Below are 16,463 nucleotides of genomic sequence, written 5' to 3'. Positions count from 1 at the left end.
CCGATCTCCTGCGACGGCAGGATGATCAGCTGATCGGTGTCCGCGAGGGCCCAGGCGAGCAGGATCGCCGTACCCGCTCCTTCTGAGCCGCGCCGGCGTTCTGCGCCGGAGCCGACCTCTCCGGCGGCGGTGACACCTTCGAAAGCCCCGATAGCGCAGAGTTTTCCGCCTCGCCGGTCGACCCGCCCGCCTTCGCGCTGCGCAAACCCCTCATCGCGGCGGTCAACGGGCACGCCATCGGCATCGGCATGACCCTGGCCATGCAGGCCGATATCCGCATCGTCGCCGCCGATGCGCGGTACGCCATTCCGCAGGTGCGACTCGGCGTCCTGCCCGATGCCATGGCGCACTGGACCGTGGCCAGGGTCGCGGGTATGGCGGTGGCGGCGGAGATCCTGTTGTCCGGCAGGACATTCGACGGAGACGAGGCATGCCGACTGGGCCTGGCGGGTCGCACCTGCCAGCCGCCGAGGTCCTTCCGGCCGCACTCGCCATGGCCCGCGATATGGCCGTCAATGTCGCACCCATGTCCGCCGCGCTGAGCAAAAGACTGCTGTGGGACACCGCGATTCACGGCTATCACCCGAGCCGCGTCGCCGATCTCGAAACCGAACTGCATCTGCGAGTCATGGGCCGCCCGATGCCGCCGAAGGTGTGCGGGCGCTGCTCGAGCATCGCGATCCCGTCTGGTCGGCGCGCCTGTCGGCCGAATGGAAGGATCTACCCGATTCGTGAACACCAGCCGAGGCGCGGCGGCGAGCCCCCTCGACACCGCCGTCCGAACGACCGATGGGGTGCCCGGCGATATCGATCCCATCGATTGATTCTTTCGGTGTAACCGGGTGGTCGCTCCGTGTGACGCGGCGATTTCGACTCCGGTGCGGGTCCTTCACCAGCGACGATTCCCGATCGGCAATGAAACCTGGTCTGATATGCCGATTTTGGGTGTTTCATGGCGCAAACAATGTCGGAACTGCCGCTACTATTCAGCCTCGGTTGAGATCTTTCATTGGTTTGCCAGGTCGATTCCCGGCCTCGGCCGAACACTTTGCGTGCGGCTTTTCGAACACGAGGTGAAGCGAGCGCGCGGATCGGAATCCGATGTGCTCTCTGGTGCGGCCCGCTCCACGAAGACTTGCTTCGGACAGGACCGTCGAGCGTTACGCGGTGACCACCCCGATGCTGGTGGTCTGTGCCGTTGCCGCGGTGGCGGTCCTGGTGTGGCATGTGTTCGCGCTGCCGATGAGCAATCCGTACTACGGGATCTTCAGCTGCGATCTCGATATGCAGGTCTACCGGGCGGGTGGGCAGGCGCTGCTGGAACGCAGTCCGCTCTATCGCGGGCCGATCGTGTGGGAGATGGAATTCACCTACACACCGTTCGCGGCGCTGGTGTTCGTACCGCTCGCACTGGTCGGGGTGATGACGGCCAAGGTGCTCTGGTGGATCGCGATCATGGTCGCGCTGATCGCACTGGTCGCACGCTGCCTGCTGGTGCTGCGCTACGAGAACACCGGTCGCACCTGGGTTTTCGCGACCCTGCTGGCGGTGGTGTGCACGGCGCTGGAGCCGGTGCGCTCCACCATCTGGCTCGGGCAGATCAATGTCTTTCTCGTGCTGCTGATCATCTGGGATCTGACCCGCCCGGCCGATGCCCGGTTGCGCGGAATCGGGGTCGGGGTCGCCGCGGGCATCAAATTGACGCCCGCGTTCTTCCTGCTCTATCTGGCCTGCACCCGGCAGTGGCGCACATTCGGCGTCGCGACCGCCACCTTCGCGGCGACCATCGGAATCGGATTCCTGACGCGCCCGCGCGATGCCTGGACCTACTGGGGAGCGCAGGTGACCTCCTCCGGGCGGGTGGGCGCGGTCGATTCGCCCGGCAATCAATCGATCAACGGCTCTGTGGCACAACTGCTTCGGTTCTTCGACGCGGACCGATTCCTGATCGGGACGGTGTATACGCCGCCAACCTGGCTGTGGCTCGCGGCCGCGGCACCGGTCATCGCGCTCGGGTTGTACGCCGCCACACTGGCCCATCGATCCGGGCGCGTGCTGCTCGCCCTCACCGTGGCGGGTATGACCTCGGCGTGCGCGTCGCCGTTCTCGTGGGGGCATCACTGGGTGTGGTTCATGCCGCTGTTCATTCTCGCGATTCACCACGCGTGCAGCACCATCGACCGCACGCGCTGGACAGCCCTGGCGGTCGTGCTGTCGGTGAGCTTCTGCTGGTGGTGGAACTATCCGGATCGGCCGCCGCTGGCGGAGTCACCGCACCCGATCGGCATCGGGCTGTTCATGCTGCCGCGCGACGATATTCCGGACTGGTGGTCGTATCTCGCGGTGCCCGTATACGCGGCGTGCTATCCGATGCTGCTCATCGCGACCGCGAGTTACGTGATCGTGCGGCGGCGGGCGCTGTTCTCGCCTCCGTCCGTCGAATCCATCGCACAGCTCGACTTCCGCATTGCCCGCGAACCTCTCCTTGATCGGAGTAGTTGAGTGACGCTGTCCATTTCGCCCGACGTCGTGCAGGAGTGGACCGGGGTGGCCGAGCCCGCCGTGCCGCCCACGGTGGTTCCCGAGGACGTATCGACTCCGTCGCCGCGCTTCGTGCGTGCCGTGCTGATCGGCGGTGTCCTCCTGACCGCCACGCTCTTCGCCTCCGGTGCGTGGCAGCGCCGCTGGATCGCCGACGACGGCCTGATCGTGCTGCGCACGGTGCGAAATCTCTTGGCGGGCAACGGTCCAGTCTTCAATATGAACGAACGGGTCGAGACCAACACCAGTACGGCCTGGACCTATGTGGTGTGGTTCTTCAGCTGGCTGACCGGACTGCGCCTGGAATACGTGGTGCTCGGCCTCTCGCTCACCCTGTCGGTGCTCGCGACCGTCATCGCCATGGCGGGCGCGGCCCGGCTGTGGGGCGGAACGGGATCCGCGCTGCTGATACCGGCCGGGGCGCTCGTCTATATCGCCTTGCCGCCCGCGCGTGATTACGCGAGTTCGGGTTTGGAGAGCCCGCTGGTGCTGTTCTGGCTGGCGGTGCTGTGGTGGTCGATGATTCGCTGGTCGCTGGCGCATTCGGTCAGGCCCGCGGGGTTTTTCGCGGTGGCCGGCTGGGCCGGACTGGCTCCGCTCATCCGCCCGGAACTGGTGCTGGTGGGAGCGCTCGCACTGCTGATGCTGCTCGGTGCGCCGGTACCGTCGACACGCTTGCGGCCGTGGGTGTTTCGCGCGGCGGCGGTGGCGCTGGCCGGGCTGGTGCCGCTGGCGTATCAGATCTGGCGGATGGGCTACTACGGTCTGCCCTATCCGAATACCGCGGTCGCCAAGGAAGCCGGTGGCGCCAAATGGCAGCAGGGGTTCGTCTACCTCGAGGATCTGGTCGGACCCTATTGGCTGTGGGTGCCGCTGGTCATCCTCGCGGTGTGGGCCGGTGTGATGCTGTGGGAGCGGCGGACACCCGGTGCGGTCGATCCGGAAGCCGGGGAAACGGTCATCGCGGACCGGAAAGCCCTACTGCACAAGCGGATTCGACAATTCAGCCGATGGCTGCGCAATCCGTCCTCCGTGGTGACCCTCATGGTCGGCAGCGGAGTGCTGCTCACCGTCTACGAACTCCGTGTCGGCGGCGACTTCATGCACGGCCGCATGCTGCTGCCGCAGCTGTTCTGCCTGCTGATGCCGGTCATGGTCCTGCCCATTCGCCTGTTCGCGGGGGTGGTGAGCCGGCAACGTCCCAGTCTCGATTGGCCTTTCGCGGTCGTCCTGGCCGCATTCCTGGGCACCCTCGGCTGGGCGTGGTTCGCCGCCGGCACCACCGCCATCACCTCCGGCACCACCATCCGGGCCAGCGGCATTGTCGACGAGCGCATCTACTACGTGCTCTACAGCGGCCACGACCACCCCATCCGCGCCGAGGACTACCTGGACTTCCCGCGCATGCGCCCGCTGCTCCGCGATATCGCGCAAACCCCGAACGGCGGGCTGGTGATCAACCTGCCCGATCAAACCTATTGGTACGTCATCCCGCCGCCGGAACCCGTCCCCGCCGGGGGCGCCGGTCACACCGTCTTCTTCCTCAACCTCGGCATGTCGAGCATGAACGTACCCCTGAACGTGCGCGTCCTGGACCCGGTCGGTTTGGCGTATCCCATTGCCGCACACACCGATCGACTCACCGACGGACGCATCGGCCACGACAAGAACCTCGACGCGAGCTGGGTCGTCGCCGACACCGGCGTCGTCGCCCTGCACCCCTGGATGGCCGCCCATATCAAGGAAACCCAGGTAGAACAGGCCCGCACTGCCCTGTCCTGCCCCACCACCCAGGACCTCATCGCCTCCACCCGAGCCCCCTTGACCTTCACCCGCTTCCGGCACAATGTGGTGCAGGCCTTAGGATTCGCGAGCGCCCGCATCGAACGCATAGCCAGATACGACCTGCAACGCTGCGGCCTCCCCGAACCCGTCCCGCCCGCACCTCGGTAGGTCCGGCGGCGCGGCGGTCCCGACGGTGAAATCCCGCTGATCGGCGGGGGCGCGGGGCACAATGTCTGCCCATGCGAACATTTGCCCGAGTGTTGCAAGCTGCCGTGGCCGGGGTGCTGATCGTATCGGTCGGCCAGGGTGCCGCCGCGGCACCGGCCGCCGGTGTTCCCTTCGCCCAATTGCCCTGGCCCACCGGTGAATTGGATGGCGTGCGCGCGCCCGGGGCGGCATTGGCCGACGGCATCACCGGCACCATCCTGTGGTCGCGACAGCCGAATGTCCGGCTGCCGATCGCCAGCATCACCAAGGTGATGACCGCGCTGGTCGTCATCAACTCCGGTGATCTGGAGCGTCCGGTCACCGTCCCACCGGAGAGCATCGCCTATTGCGTCCGCAATGACGGCAGCACCGCGGATCTGGCCGCCGGTGAGGTCATCAGCACCCGCGAACTCCTGTACGCACTGCTGCTGCCCTCGGGGTGCGATGCCGCCCACGCGCTGGCCGAGGCGTACGGTCCCGGCCAGGACGGCTTCCTGGCCCGAATGAACAACACCGCTCGCGACATGGGCTTGGCCGGAACGTATTTCGCCGATCCCAGCGGTCTGCCCGTCCCCGAGGACGACTCCACCTACTCCACGCCGGCGGATCTGGTGGCCCTGGGCCTGCGCGCAATGAGCGTCCCGATCTTCCGCGAGGTCGCGGGTTCGCGAAACCATCACCTGTCCGCGGGCCCGGCCAATCGCGAACACAACTGGGAGACAACGAATCTGCTCCTGCACGCCTACCCGGGCGCCATCGGCATCAAGACCGGCTCCACCGACGCCGCCGGCTCCTGCCTGCTGTTCGAAACGGTCCGCGCCGGAATCCCCCTCATCGGCGTGGTGCTGCACAGCTCCTCCGGCAGCGGCATCGCGGCCAAGGAAGACGCCGAACGCATGCTCAACTGGGCCTACACCCCGATCCTCAGCGCGCTGCCGATCGGCTAGCGTTCATGTTCCGCGCCCCTGCGGTCGAGTAGCTCATACCTGTACACAGGCGCGTTCACGCCGAAACTCATCGGTGGATTCGGTATCAGTCGAGTCGGCCGTAGATCAGGCGCAGGATCGCCTCGGCGAGATCGTCGATGCCCTGCGCCACATCGTGCGCGGACGCGACGGACAGTTGGGAGAGGCGGCCGTCGCGCATGAGCGCGACGAGGGTCGCCAGGGTCGCCGAGTCGATTCCCTCGGGGGCGAGTCCGGCGGCGCGGTCGCGGTCGATCTTGGCGGCCAGCGAGCTGGTGAAGCGGGTCTGGATTCCGGCGATGAAGTCGGTCAGCGGCGGGTAGCTGCTGTTGTAGCCCTCCAGGGAGCAGACCAGGATCGTGCTGTTGTCGTGCCAGATCTCGGCCGCGCCGGTGAGCTGGTCGCGCAGAAGTTCGCGCTGCGGGCCGGTGGAGGGCAGCCAGACGTGGGTTTGGGCGTAGCGGTCGCTCACATCCTCCATCAGGCGCGCCAGCACCGCCTGTTTGGACGGGAAATAGAAGTAGAAGCTGGTGCGCGAGATGCCGGTGGCGTTGGTGATGTCGTCGACGGTCAGGTTGGCCATCGGCTTCTTCGTCAGCAGGTGGCGGGTGGCGTCCAGGATCTGGGCCTCGCGCTGATCGCCCTTGGACAGCGTGCCGCGGCGGCGGATTCCCTCGGTCGTGCCTCGGGTCTGGTTCACCTTGGGTCCGCCCTTCTGCGCCATGACCACACCATAGAGCGATTCGCGCCCGGATACTGGACGTGGCGTCAATCATAATCGACACTGTGTCGATTCCGGCGTAGGGTCCCAGCAATGACCTCCCCGCTCGAGCTTCGGCGATCCGCTTCGCCGACCGCGATCGTGCTGACCATGGCCAGCACCGTGTTCCTTCTGGCATTGGTCCAGACGCTGCCCGTTCCCGCGCTGCCGCAGATCGGTACGCAACTCGGCGTCTCGGCGACGACCGTCGGCTGGGTGACGACAGCGACCATGCTGGCCGCCTCGGCCCTCACGCCGCTGCTCGGTCGCCTGGGCGATGTGTACGGCCACAAGCCGGTCGTGCTGGCGACGCTGGTGGTGACGCTCGCGGGCAGTGCGCTCGCCGCGTCGGCGCACAGCATCGATCTGCTGATCGTCGGAAGGGCTTTGCAGGGAGCCAGTTTCGGCCTGTTCCCGCTGGCGATCAGCGTGCTGCGCCATGAACTTCCGGCCGAACGACTGACCGGAGCCTTGGCCGTCACCGCCTCGACCCTCGGCGTGGGCAGCGGCGTCGCCCTGGTGGCGACGGGTCTGCTGACGCAGGGCGGTGCGGACTACCGTCGCATCTTCTGGCTGTGTGTGGTGCTGACCGCCGTGGTGCTGGTGCTGGCGTTCGTCACCCTGCCGCGTCGCGCGGGTCAGGGCGGCCGGGTCGATTACGTGGGCGCGGCGGTACTGGGCCTGGGTCTGGTCTGCCTGCTGCTGCCGATCTCCCAGGGTCACGAATGGGGTTGGGGCAGTGCCAAGGTGATCGGCCTGTTCATCGCCTCGGCCGTTGTCCTCGCCGGATTCCTGCTGCTCCAGTCCAAGCTGCGTGAGCCGCTGGTGGCGACCTCGCTGCTGGCGCATCGCCCGGTCGCGGTGACCAACCTGGCCAGCTTCTGCGTCGGTTTCGCGATGTTCAGCGTGTTCCTGGGCGCGACCTACTTCGTGGCGACGCCGCGCGGACTGGCCGGTTTCGGCTTCGACGCCTCGGTGCTGCGCACCAGCGTGGCGTTCATGCTGCCCGGCGCCGTGGTCTCGGTGCTGATGGGTCCGATCGCCGGACGCCTGGTCGGCCGGATCGGCGCCCGCTATGTGCTGCTGCTGGCCAGCGTCATCGGCCTGTGCGCCCTGACCGCCCTGGCCCTGCTGCACACCACCAGCGCGGAAGTCGTTGTCGCCCTTGTCGTCGCGAATGCCGCGATTGCCATCGCCTACTCCGCCATGCCCGCCCTGCTGGTCGCCAATGTCGCCCCGCACGAGACCGGCATCGCCAACTCGATCAACTCGATCATGCGTACCGTGGGCGGCGCCATCGGCAGCGCGCTGGTCGTCACCATCCTGACCAGCGACACCCTGCGCCACGGCCTCGCCAATGGCGCCGTGGTGATCCTGCCCGCCGAAGGCGCCTACCGCATCGCCTTCCTCACCGGCGCGGCCTTCTTCGCGGTAGCCGCCCTCCTGGCCGGATTCGGCCTGCGCACCAGCGGCCGCCCCCTGACCCCGCACGAGGTCGAGGAGGACATCGCCCTGGCGAGCGCCGGCGAATTCGCCACGGTATCCACCAGCCTCTGACCCCGGCGGGCCGCGCCTACCCCGTCCGGTTCAGGGCCGTGAACGCCCGAAGGCAATGCTCGGTCATATCCGCCGGGCCGCGGTCGGGGTGGTCGGCCCACCAGGTGATGGTGGTGGAGACGATGCTGAACCACCAAGCGCGCAGCAGAGATTGGTCTTCCGGGGTGGTGATCCCGGCTTCGGCGAGGACTTCGGTGACGCCTTGGGAGCCCATGGTGTTGAGGGCTTCCTGGTAGGTGCGGGCTCGGTCGTGGGTGGGGCTGGGGCGGGGGAGGGTGGTGTCGTAGATGATTCGCCAGTTGTGGGTTCGGCCGTCGATGGCGGTGAGGGTGGCCAGGGCCTTGCCCTGGGCGCCGTGCACGGTGTGGGCTCGGGCCACGGCTTTCGCCCTGATGGGCCTGCGTCAGCTCTACTTCCTGCCGGGCGGGCTGCTGAGGAAACTCGTCCACCTCAGCTACGGCCTGTCGGTAATCCTGGGCATCATCGGCATCAAACTGGTCCTGCACGCCCTGCACGAATCCGGCGTGAATTCGCCGCGGATCTCCACCCCGGTCTCACTCGCCGTCATCTGCGGGGTCCTGGTGGTCACCACGATCACCAGCCTGCTCGCCTCGAAGAAGCAAACGGCGCAATAGATCCGAATGGCCGGTTCATCGAATGATGAACCGGCCATTGTCATCTCAGCACCGGGCTAATGGTGCTGGAGCTTCTCTTTCATATCCTTGCCCATATCCCGCCTATTCGACCGGGCCTGTTCGGCTTCGCGCTTCATGCCGCTGGTCAGGGGGTCCATATGGTCTTTGGCATCGTCGGCGATCCGATCCGTGCCGCGTTCCATGCGCTGGCCCTGGTCCTTCATATCCTTCTTGACCTTGTTCGCCATCTGGCCGGGTTTTCGGCCCTTATTGCGATCAGACATTCCAACCTCCGCGTCGGTACGTTCTCGTTCCGAATTGCGAGATGGGATCGCGGATCGATACCGCGTCCGGTGAATCTCCGAGCGCTGCCGGGCGACCGTATGGTGCGCCGACAACCGGATTTTCGCTGCAATTGCCGTGACGAACAATTGCGCCTCGTAGATCCTGCCGACTAACGCTCCTCGCTGTCAACCTCTCGTCGCCGATTCGGCGGTGTAGCTGGGTATCCTCGTCATGAGGATGGACCGAGGGCAGGGTGGGAGCGATGACCACAGCACGCGAGATTCCCGATCCGTGGTCCGGTGTCCGCGGCACCGGGCACTGGGTGCCGTCCCGGGGTCTGGCCAACGGGCTCGACGCCCACGCCTGGGCGGTTCTCGCGGATCTGGACGAATCACAGGTCTACCGTGTGCTTTTCGCGCTCACCGACGCCGGGATCGCCGGATATGTGCTGCCCGTGCGCGCGACCGTGCTCGAGCGCGGCGATCCGGAGGTGCTGTGGCGGCTCTGGGTCGATATCCCGCGCTATCGTGCGGCGGAGGATCTGCTGATGGAGTTGCTGCGCTACGGTCGCTCCCGACGCCGGGTGGAACCGGTACGGGGCCGTCGCCGTCGCCGGCGGGTGGCCCTGGTTCGCAAATCGACATGACAGGGGATCGACCATGAGGGGCATATACCGCGGCATAATCGGCGCGCTGTCGGCGACCGTTCTCACCCTGATCGCCGCGGGGCCCGCGGCGGCGGATCCGCCGATCGTGGTGCTCGGATTCCACAATGGCTATTGCACGACGACCGATGTCGATGTTCCGGCTAACACCCCGTTCCTGATCGATATCGACACCGGCTTCCAATTCACCGATCAGTCCGAATTCCGTATTCCCGCACTGAAAGTCCGCGTAATCCTGCCGAGCGCGTACTTCAGTCCGCGTGCCCGGGTCGAGATCGGCGCGCAGCCGCCGGGAGCGATTCCCTTCGAGCTCATGACGCCGTGGGTGTCGGGCAGTGCGGGCAAGGGCTGCTGGGGGACCATCCACGTCTGGTGACGCGGTTGCAAGTGCAATTTCATCTGTCGCTTGCAGGTGTCGTTGTCGAGGACTTCCGGTGCCGATTATCTGACGTCCTGTGCCACAAAGGGATTCGCGGGAGAAATGCTCGCCCGTGCATATGACACTTCTTGCATGCGGCCCGTACGGGCCGTCGCCGGACACCCTGATGAGGATTTGGATGGCTCGGCGTCACCCGTTTGTGTATGGAGGCGAAACCAGAGCATGACGGCATCCGAAGAGGAGCGTCAGATCGGCGAGCTCGTCAGCCGGCTGGCCGATAAGTTCCCTCATCTGACGGCGGGGGTCGTCGGTGAGGAAGTCCGCGGCATCCACCGCGATTTCGAGGGGCACCGCGTCCGCGAGTTCATTCCGCTGTTGGTGGAGCGCATTGCCGAACGCCAACTGAGCAGGCGGGTTTCCTACCACTCCGGCTCACCCCTGGGTGACCCGCTATGGAACCCGCTGTCTTCGGTATTCCTGCGTCGCTGAGGAGTGCGACGAACTTTACGCTGACGGCCGCGGCCGGTTTCGAAGCATCTTCGATACAGTGCGGGGATGAGCAACGATTCTTTGCGAGCCCCGCGGGCCGTGGAACCGGTCCGTGGTTCGTCGGCGCTCGATGCCGTCGATCTGGTGGTGCTGGATGAGCTCGCGCGCGATGGTCGAATGACGAACAGCGCCCTCGCCGCCGCGGCCGGGATCGCACCCTCCACCTGTTTGGGGCGGGTGCGAAACCTGATGGAGCGCGGGGTGATTCGCGGTTTTCACGCCGATATCGATCCCGCCGCGCTGGGCCGTGATCTCCAGGCGATGATCGCGGTGCGGGTGCATTCGGAGGCCCGGAGCCATCTGGCGGAGTTCGGCCGCCAGATGGCCGCGGTGCCGGAGGTGGAGAACGTCTACTTCATCGCCGGGGCCGATGACTATCTGATTCATGTGGCGACCGCGAGTTCCGATGCGCTGCGGCGGTTCGTACTCGACCATCTCAGCGCGCATCCCGCGGTCGCCTCCACCGAGACCATCCTGATCTTCGAGCATATCCAGGCGGCCGGTAGCCCCGAATCCGCTTGAGGGACTAGACGGTCAGGCTTTCGGCGACGTAACCATGCGCTGCCGCAACCGATTCCGAGAGCAGTGTCCCGGCATGCGTGCTCAGACCGGCGGCCAGGCCCTTGTCCGCGGCCGTGGCGGCACGCCAGCCCTTGTCGGCCAGTGCGACCACATACGGCAGGGTGGCATTGGTCAGCGCGACGGTCGAGGTGTGCGGGACCGCGCCGGGCATATTGGCCACGCAGTAGAAGATCGAATCGTGCACCCGGTAGGTGGGTTCGTCATGGGTGGTGGGCCGCGAGTCCGCGAAGCAGCCGCCCTGATCGATCGCGATATCGACCAGCACCGAACCCGGCTTCATATGTGAGACAAGCGCATTGGATACCAGCGTCGGCGCCTTCGCGCCGGGAACCAGCACCGCGCCGATGACCAGATCCGCCTCCAGCAGCAGCGTCTCGACCTCGGTCCGATTCGAGACGACCGTGCGCACCTGACCGTGATAGAGATCGTCGATCTCACGCAGCCGGGCGATATTCAAGTCCAGCACGGTGACATCGGCGCGCATACCGTGCGCGACGGCGATCGCATTGCGCCCCGCCACGCCCGCGCCGATCACGACCACGCGCGCCGGTCGCACCCCGGGCACCCCGCCCAGCAGCACACCGCGCCCGCCGCCGCTGCGCATCAGGTGATAGGCCCCGGCCTGCGCCGACAGCCGCCCCGCCACCTCGCTCATGGGGGCCAGCAGCGGCAGCGAACCGTCTGCGCCGGTGACGGTTTCGTACGCGATGGCGGTGATACCGGAGGCCAGCAGCGCGTCGGTGCACTCCCGCGACGCCGCCAGATGCAGATAGGTGAACAGCAGCTGCCCGTCCCGCATCCGCGAATACTCCTGCGCCACGGGTTCTTTCACCTTGAGAACCAGCTCGGCCGCCTCCCAGACCGCATCGGCGGTGTCCAGTACCCGCGCACCGGCCTCGAGATAGGCCGCATTGTCGAACGAGGATCCGATCCCGGCATCGCTCTCGACAAAGACCTCATGTCCCCGGTGCACCAGCTCGCGCACACCGGCGGGCGTCGACGCGACCCGATACTCATGGTTCTTCACCTCGCGGGGGATCCCGATCCTCATTCGCCACTCCTGAATGTCAGCACCTGCGGTCGGACGACCGCTCAAGGAGAGTGTGAAGATAGTTCATCAAGAGCGCGAGACCTCTGAAGATAATTCTATAAAGAGTCAATTTGGAGGCGTAATGTACGAAATCTCCCGACAATCCGGTACCGCAACCGAATCATCTTCGACACCCTCGCCCCCAAGGATCCGAATTGCCACCCGGCATTCCCCTTCCGGATGCCTCGCGTCCATGCGACGATCGCAGGCGGCCGCTCGGCCGGAGAGTTCGAGGAATCCAGGTGACGCGAAATCAGCTGGCAATTGTCCAGTCGCTGTTCGTAATTGGAATATTGCTACTTCTGTTGGGAGTGGCGACCTGCGTCCAGAAATACGTGGGCGCGGGCAGTGTGTTCGCCGTGCTGGGGGTGATCGCGGTACTCGCGGCCTCGGCGATGTGGTTGCGCATGCGCACTGCCGCCGCCCCCGCTCCCGAGGCCGCGCCGGAGGCCGAGGCGATCGAATCCGACAGCCACGGCGCTCGGTGATTTCCCTCCCGGTGTGCTGACGGCCGCCGGGCGCGGGCTCAGGTCGCCGAGGTGCGCAGGGCGCGCCGAGCCGCGATCGAGCCGAAGGTTTCGCGGTCGGCGAGGAAGCCCTCGAGGGCGAAGGTGGCCGCGCCCAGGCTCGCCGGATTGTGCGGCAGCCTCGAAAGTTGCAGTGTCACAGCCTCGAACGGGCCGGTCATGGCATGACGTTCGGCGATCCGGCGGGTGACCTCGAGCAACGGTGCGCCGAGGTGGTTCGCGACCAGATCGCCGAAGACCATGGTGCGCGGGTTGAAGAGGTTCACCAGGTTGGCCACGGCGACGCCGAGGTAGCCGCCGGTCTCCTCGATGACCGCGAGCGCGGTCTCGTCCCCGCGCTGGGCGGCGGCGCCGAGGGCGGCGATGGTGCGGGCGTCGTCGGCGTCCAGCAGCGGGCTCGACGGCGCGAGTTCGCGCAGGGTGCGCGCGATTCCGGGTGCGCCGACATACGCCTCGACGCAACCGCTACGCCCGCAACGGCATTCGCGTCCATCGAGGATGAGATTGGTATGCCCCCACTCGCCCGCGCTATTGGTGACACCGCGGTAGAGCATGCCGTCGACGACCACCCCGATGCCCACCCCGGCCCGCAGCGTGACCACGATCAGATTGTCCACGGTGCGGCCCGCGCCGAACCACAGCTGCGCCGCCGTACTGGCTTTGAGCGGATTGTCGAGATAGAGCGGATAGGGCAGGCGCTCCTCGAGCAGCTCCTCGAACGGGACGTCATGCCAGTGCCAGTACGGGGAGAACACCGAGATACCGCGTTCGGGCTCGACCAGACCCGGAACGCTCAGACCGATGCCGAGCACCTTGTCCGCGTCGGCCGCGATCACCTCGCCGATACCGCGCACGATCAGCTCGACGATATCGCCGGGCGTGGTGGCGCGCGGATCGATCGGGATCTCGCTCGAGCGCAGCACCGACATGGCGAGGTCGAAAACATCGACATGGATACTGGTTTCGGCGACGTCGACCCCGATCAGCACACCGCGGTCCGGGTTGATCGCCAGCCGGGCGCGGGGACGGCCGACGCCGGGGGAGTCGTGGCCGAGTTCGGCGAGCACCCCCACATCCAGGAGGTCGGCGATCATATTGCCGACCGTCGCGAAGGAGAGCCCGGTGGCGCGGGTGACGTCCTGGCGGCTGGTGTGACCGTCCGCGGCGTATACCGCCTGTAGTACGCCGAACCTGTTCCGCCGCCTGATATCCCGCGCGTTCAGCTGGTACACGGTTCGGTCCACTCCCTCCGCTGTTGTTCGTCAAGATACCGGGTCGGGTTCTGCCAACAGTATTTACAACAGTTAGACGAAATACTAATGTAACCCGCGTCACTCGATGACCCGTTCTTGTCGCAGATCACACCTAGGAGTGTTCATGTCCTGGACCCACCGACGTCGCTGGACCAGCGCCGCAGTCTGCGGTTGTGCGCTGATTCTGGCCGCGACCGCCTGCTCCTCCGGGAAGGATTCCGGTTCCACCGAGAGCGGCCCGCAGCATTCCACGGGTGCGATCAGCCTGGTCTACGCCCAGAAACAGGGCGATCAGGAGTACTTCATCAATGAGGCCGACGGCGCCAGGGCCAAGGCCAAGGAACTCGGCATCGACCTGCGCGTGGTGAACCTCGGCAATGACGCCAACAAGGCCGTCACCGAATTGCGGAACGCGGTCAACCAGAAGGCCAGCGGTGTCATCGCCGTCGTCCCGGACCCCTCGGTCGGCCCGCAGCTGGTCCAGCTCGCCAAGACCGGCGGGGTCGCGCTGCTGACCTCCGACGATCAGGTCTGCGTGAACGGTCCCGAACCCGCCTCCTGCGCCAAGGAGAACCTCGTTCCCCGAGTCGGATTCAGCGGTACGCAGATGGGCACCGAGGTCGGCGCCCGCGCCGGGCAGGACTTCAAGAAGTTCGGCTGGAAGCCGGAGGAGACCGCCATCGTCGATGCCTGGAAACAGGACGTGACCGTCTGCACCGACCGGGTCAAGGCCAATCAGAAGGCCTTCAAGGACACCGCCGGGGTCGATGTGAAGGTCATCGAGGTCGGCACCGACAACACCCCGTCGGATGCGCAGAACAAGATCTCCGCGACCGTCTCGGGCAATCGCTCGGTGAAGAACTGGATTGTCATGGGCTGCAATGACGAGAACGTCAGCGGCGGTGTCGCGGCCATTCAGAACGCGGGCTATGCCGCGGACAATGTGCTGGGCGTCGGGCTCGGCGCGTATCTGGCGTGCAAGGAATGGCGCGGCGGCAAGCCCACCGGATTCAAGGCCGCGCTCTTCATCAACGGTCGCGATGTCGGCGCACTGGCGGTGCAGACGCTGTACGACTACCTGAAGAACGGAAAGCCCATGCCCGCGGAGGCTTTCGCATCGACCACCATGGTGGACTCCACCAACTGGCAGCAGTCGGGGGTCACGTGCAACTGACCGGACTGCGAGTGTCCGGGGTCGCCAAGAGTTTCGCCGGGGTGCCGGCGGTGCGCGAGGTGAGCCTGGACTTCCCGGCGGGCGCGGTGACCGCGCTGATGGGGGAGAACGGCGCGGGGAAATCCACGCTGATCAGAATCCTCGGCGGCGATCACCTGCCCGATGCGGGCCACCTCGAACTCGACGGTGTACCACTGGAATTGACCACTCCGGCCGATGCGCGCGCGGCGGGCATCCGGGTCATCGCCCAGGAGCCGGAGATCGTGCCGCACGTCTCGGTGGCCGAGAACGTCTATCTCGGATCGCTGCCGCGGCGGGCTGGCCACATGCTCGATCGCGCCGCCCTGCGCGAGCGGATGCGCTCGGATCTGGCCCGGCTCGGCTTCGACCGGGATCTGGATCCGGACACCCTCGGCTCGAAACTGACCGCGGCACAGCGGCAATTGGTCGAGATCATGCGGGCGCTGACCACCGAGGCGAAGGTCATCGCCTTCGACGAACCCACCTCCTCACTCTCCGATCACGAGACCGAGGCGCTGTTCGCCCTGATCGGCCGATTGCGGGCGCAGGGGCTGGTGGTGATCTACGTATCGCATCGGATGCGGGAGATCTTCCGGCTGGCCGACCGGGTCGCGGTACTGCGGGACGGCGCGCTGGTGGGGGTGCGCGAGACCGCGGACACCACCGATCAGGAGATCGTGCGCATGATGGTCGGGCGCGATCTGTCGACCCTGTTCTCCCGCAAGCACTCCGAGCTCGGGCCCGTCATGCTCGAGGTGGACGCGGTCACCACCGACGATGTCCGCGAGGTGAGCCTGCGCGTGCACGCCGGGGAGGTGGTGGCGCTGGCCGGATTGGTCGGCGCGGGCCGCTCGGAGCTGGCGGGCGCGCTCGCCGGTGATCTGCCGATCCGCTCCGGTGAGGTGCGGGTGGACGGGAAGCGACTGCGGCTGCGTCAGCCGCGTGACGCGGTGCGGGCCGGTATCGGCTACGCGCCGGAGGAGCGCAAGGCGCAGGCGCTGCTGCTGCACCGCGGGGTGCGCGACAACATCACCCTGGCCATGCTGGATCGACTGCGGCGCTGGCGATTCGTCCGCCGCGGTGCGGAACGGCGGCTCGCGCTCGAGTACGTGGAGGCGCTGCGCGTGCGCACGCCCTCCATCGAGCAGGAGGTGCGCAAGCTCTCCGGCGGCAATCAGCAGAAGGTGGTGCTGGCGCGCTGGCTGGCCCGAAAACCCAAGGTGCTCATCCTGGATGAGCCGACCCGCGGCGTCGATGTCGGCGCGAAGGTCGAGATCTACCACGTCATAGAGGAATTGGCCGCCTCCGGGGTGGCGGTGCTGGTCATCTCCTCGGAACTGCCCGAGGTACTCGGCCTGGCCGATCGCATCGTGGTCATGCAGCAGGGCCGCATCACCGGAGAACTGGATCGCGCCGAGGCCGGCGAGGAGTCGATCCTCGCGCTGGCCATGGCCGCGGATCTGACATCGCAGAGTGCGTAAGGAAAGCA

The 16,463-nt window shown here is 66.7% G+C and carries 16 protein-coding genes and 2 pseudogenes; 13 read left to right on the top strand and 5 right to left on the bottom strand.

What is annotated here, in order from left to right; translation table 11 throughout:
* Positions 1–86: 86 nt before the first annotated feature.
* From NA10_RS35300 to NA10_RS05580, 4 genes and pseudogenes are all read left to right on the top strand, one after another.
* A pseudogene (locus tag NA10_RS35300) lies at positions 87–735 on the top strand (enoyl-CoA hydratase-related protein); the annotation flags it as partial.
* A 432-nt stretch (positions 736–1,167) separates the two neighbouring features.
* Entirely contained in the window at positions 1,168–2,502 is a 1,335-nt protein-coding gene (locus NA10_RS05590; RefSeq protein WP_169812528.1) for a glycosyltransferase 87 family protein, read from the top strand.
* A 60-nt stretch (positions 2,503–2,562) separates the two neighbouring features.
* Positions 2,563–4,494, top strand: a complete 1,932-nt coding sequence (locus NA10_RS05585) for an arabinofuranosyltransferase AftB family protein (protein WP_507763258.1) — start codon at positions 2,563–2,565, stop codon at positions 4,492–4,494.
* Positions 4,495–4,583: 89 nt separating this feature from the next.
* A complete protein-coding gene (locus NA10_RS05580; RefSeq protein ID WP_084514338.1) occupies positions 4,584–5,480 on the top strand; it encodes a D-alanyl-D-alanine carboxypeptidase family protein in 897 nt (298 codons plus the stop codon).
* A gap of 85 nt (positions 5,481–5,565) precedes the next feature.
* Here NA10_RS05580 and NA10_RS05575 read toward each other — a convergent pair whose 3' ends face one another.
* Positions 5,566–6,222 carry a TetR/AcrR family transcriptional regulator gene (locus tag NA10_RS05575; RefSeq protein WP_067564320.1) on the bottom strand — a complete coding sequence of 219 codons (657 nt, stop codon included), beginning with the start codon at positions 6,220–6,222 and terminating at the stop codon, positions 5,566–5,568.
* Between the two features lie 90 nt (positions 6,223–6,312).
* Here NA10_RS05575 and NA10_RS05570 point away from each other — a divergent pair, with 90 nt between their 5' ends.
* On the top strand, positions 6,313–7,815 hold the full coding sequence (locus tag NA10_RS05570) for an MFS transporter (RefSeq protein WP_067564318.1): 1,503 nt from the start codon (positions 6,313–6,315) through the stop codon (positions 7,813–7,815).
* Positions 7,816–7,831: 16 nt separating this feature from the next.
* Here NA10_RS05570 and NA10_RS05565 read toward each other — a convergent pair whose 3' ends face one another.
* Complete coding sequence (locus tag NA10_RS05565; RefSeq protein WP_067564315.1) at positions 7,832–8,194, bottom strand: hypothetical protein; 363 nt, start codon at positions 8,192–8,194, stop codon at positions 7,832–7,834.
* Between NA10_RS05565 and NA10_RS05560 the strand changes: the two are divergent.
* Positions 8,190–8,450 (top strand): annotated as a pseudogene (locus NA10_RS05560) (TerC family protein); the annotation flags it as partial. The gene NA10_RS05565 and the pseudogene NA10_RS05560 sit on opposite strands and share 5 nt — an antisense overlap.
* A 56-nt stretch (positions 8,451–8,506) precedes the next feature.
* On the opposite strand, the gene NA10_RS05555 reads toward NA10_RS05560, so the two are convergent.
* Positions 8,507–8,734 (bottom strand): hypothetical protein, encoded by a 228-nt coding sequence (locus tag NA10_RS05555; protein WP_067564310.1) that lies wholly within the window; start codon positions 8,732–8,734, stop codon positions 8,507–8,509.
* 263 nt (positions 8,735–8,997) lie between these two features.
* Here NA10_RS05555 and NA10_RS05550 point away from each other — a divergent pair, with 263 nt between their 5' ends.
* The 4 genes from NA10_RS05550 to NA10_RS05535 all read left to right on the top strand — a co-directional run bounded on the left by NA10_RS05550 (position 8,998) and on the right by NA10_RS05535 (position 10,849).
* The gene (locus NA10_RS05550; RefSeq protein ID WP_067564307.1) at positions 8,998–9,381 is read left to right on the top strand and encodes a hypothetical protein; all 384 of its coding nucleotides are present in this window, start codon (positions 8,998–9,000) and stop codon (positions 9,379–9,381) included.
* Between the two features lie 13 nt (positions 9,382–9,394).
* The gene (locus NA10_RS05545; protein WP_067564305.1) at positions 9,395–9,775 is read left to right on the top strand and encodes a cupredoxin domain-containing protein; all 381 of its coding nucleotides are present in this window, start codon (positions 9,395–9,397) and stop codon (positions 9,773–9,775) included.
* A 225-nt stretch (positions 9,776–10,000) separates the two neighbouring features.
* Entirely contained in the window at positions 10,001–10,267 is a 267-nt protein-coding gene (locus NA10_RS05540; protein WP_067564303.1) for a three-helix bundle dimerization domain-containing protein, read from the top strand.
* A gap of 66 nt (positions 10,268–10,333) precedes the next feature.
* Positions 10,334–10,849 (top strand): Lrp/AsnC family transcriptional regulator, encoded by a 516-nt coding sequence (locus NA10_RS05535; protein WP_067564301.1) that lies wholly within the window; start codon positions 10,334–10,336, stop codon positions 10,847–10,849.
* A 4-nt stretch (positions 10,850–10,853) separates the two neighbouring features.
* On the opposite strand, the gene ald is transcribed toward NA10_RS05535, so the two are convergent.
* Positions 10,854–11,960, bottom strand: coding sequence for an alanine dehydrogenase (ald, locus tag NA10_RS05530; RefSeq protein ID WP_067564298.1), 1,107 nt, complete (start codon positions 11,958–11,960; stop codon positions 10,854–10,856).
* A 281-nt stretch (positions 11,961–12,241) separates the two neighbouring features.
* Between ald and NA10_RS36440 the strand changes: the two genes are divergently transcribed.
* Positions 12,242–12,487 (top strand): hypothetical protein, encoded by a 246-nt coding sequence (locus tag NA10_RS36440; protein WP_157556091.1) that lies wholly within the window; start codon positions 12,242–12,244, stop codon positions 12,485–12,487.
* A 38-nt stretch (positions 12,488–12,525) separates the two neighbouring features.
* On the opposite strand, the gene NA10_RS05525 is transcribed toward NA10_RS36440, so the two are convergent.
* Entirely contained in the window at positions 12,526–13,758 is a 1,233-nt protein-coding gene (locus tag NA10_RS05525) for an ROK family protein (RefSeq protein ID WP_067564296.1), read from the bottom strand.
* 145 nt (positions 13,759–13,903) lie between these two features.
* Here NA10_RS05525 and NA10_RS05520 point away from each other — a divergent pair, with 145 nt between their 5' ends.
* Positions 13,904–14,953, top strand: coding sequence for a substrate-binding domain-containing protein (locus NA10_RS05520; protein ID WP_084514353.1), 1,050 nt, complete (start codon positions 13,904–13,906; stop codon positions 14,951–14,953).
* A complete protein-coding gene (locus NA10_RS05515; protein WP_067564293.1) occupies positions 14,944–16,455 on the top strand; it encodes a sugar ABC transporter ATP-binding protein in 1,512 nt (503 codons plus the stop codon). The genes NA10_RS05520 and NA10_RS05515 overlap by 10 nt, the downstream gene beginning before the upstream one ends.
* The last annotated feature ends 8 nt before the right edge of the window (positions 16,456–16,463 follow it).

It is taken from the genome of Nocardia acidivorans NBRC 108247 (assembly GCF_001625085.1).
Lineage (GTDB): Bacteria > Actinomycetota > Actinomycetes > Mycobacteriales > Mycobacteriaceae > Nocardia > Nocardia acidivorans.
The sequence above is the reverse complement of the archived record's forward strand: the minus strand, read 5'-3'. Positions and strand labels throughout refer to the sequence as shown.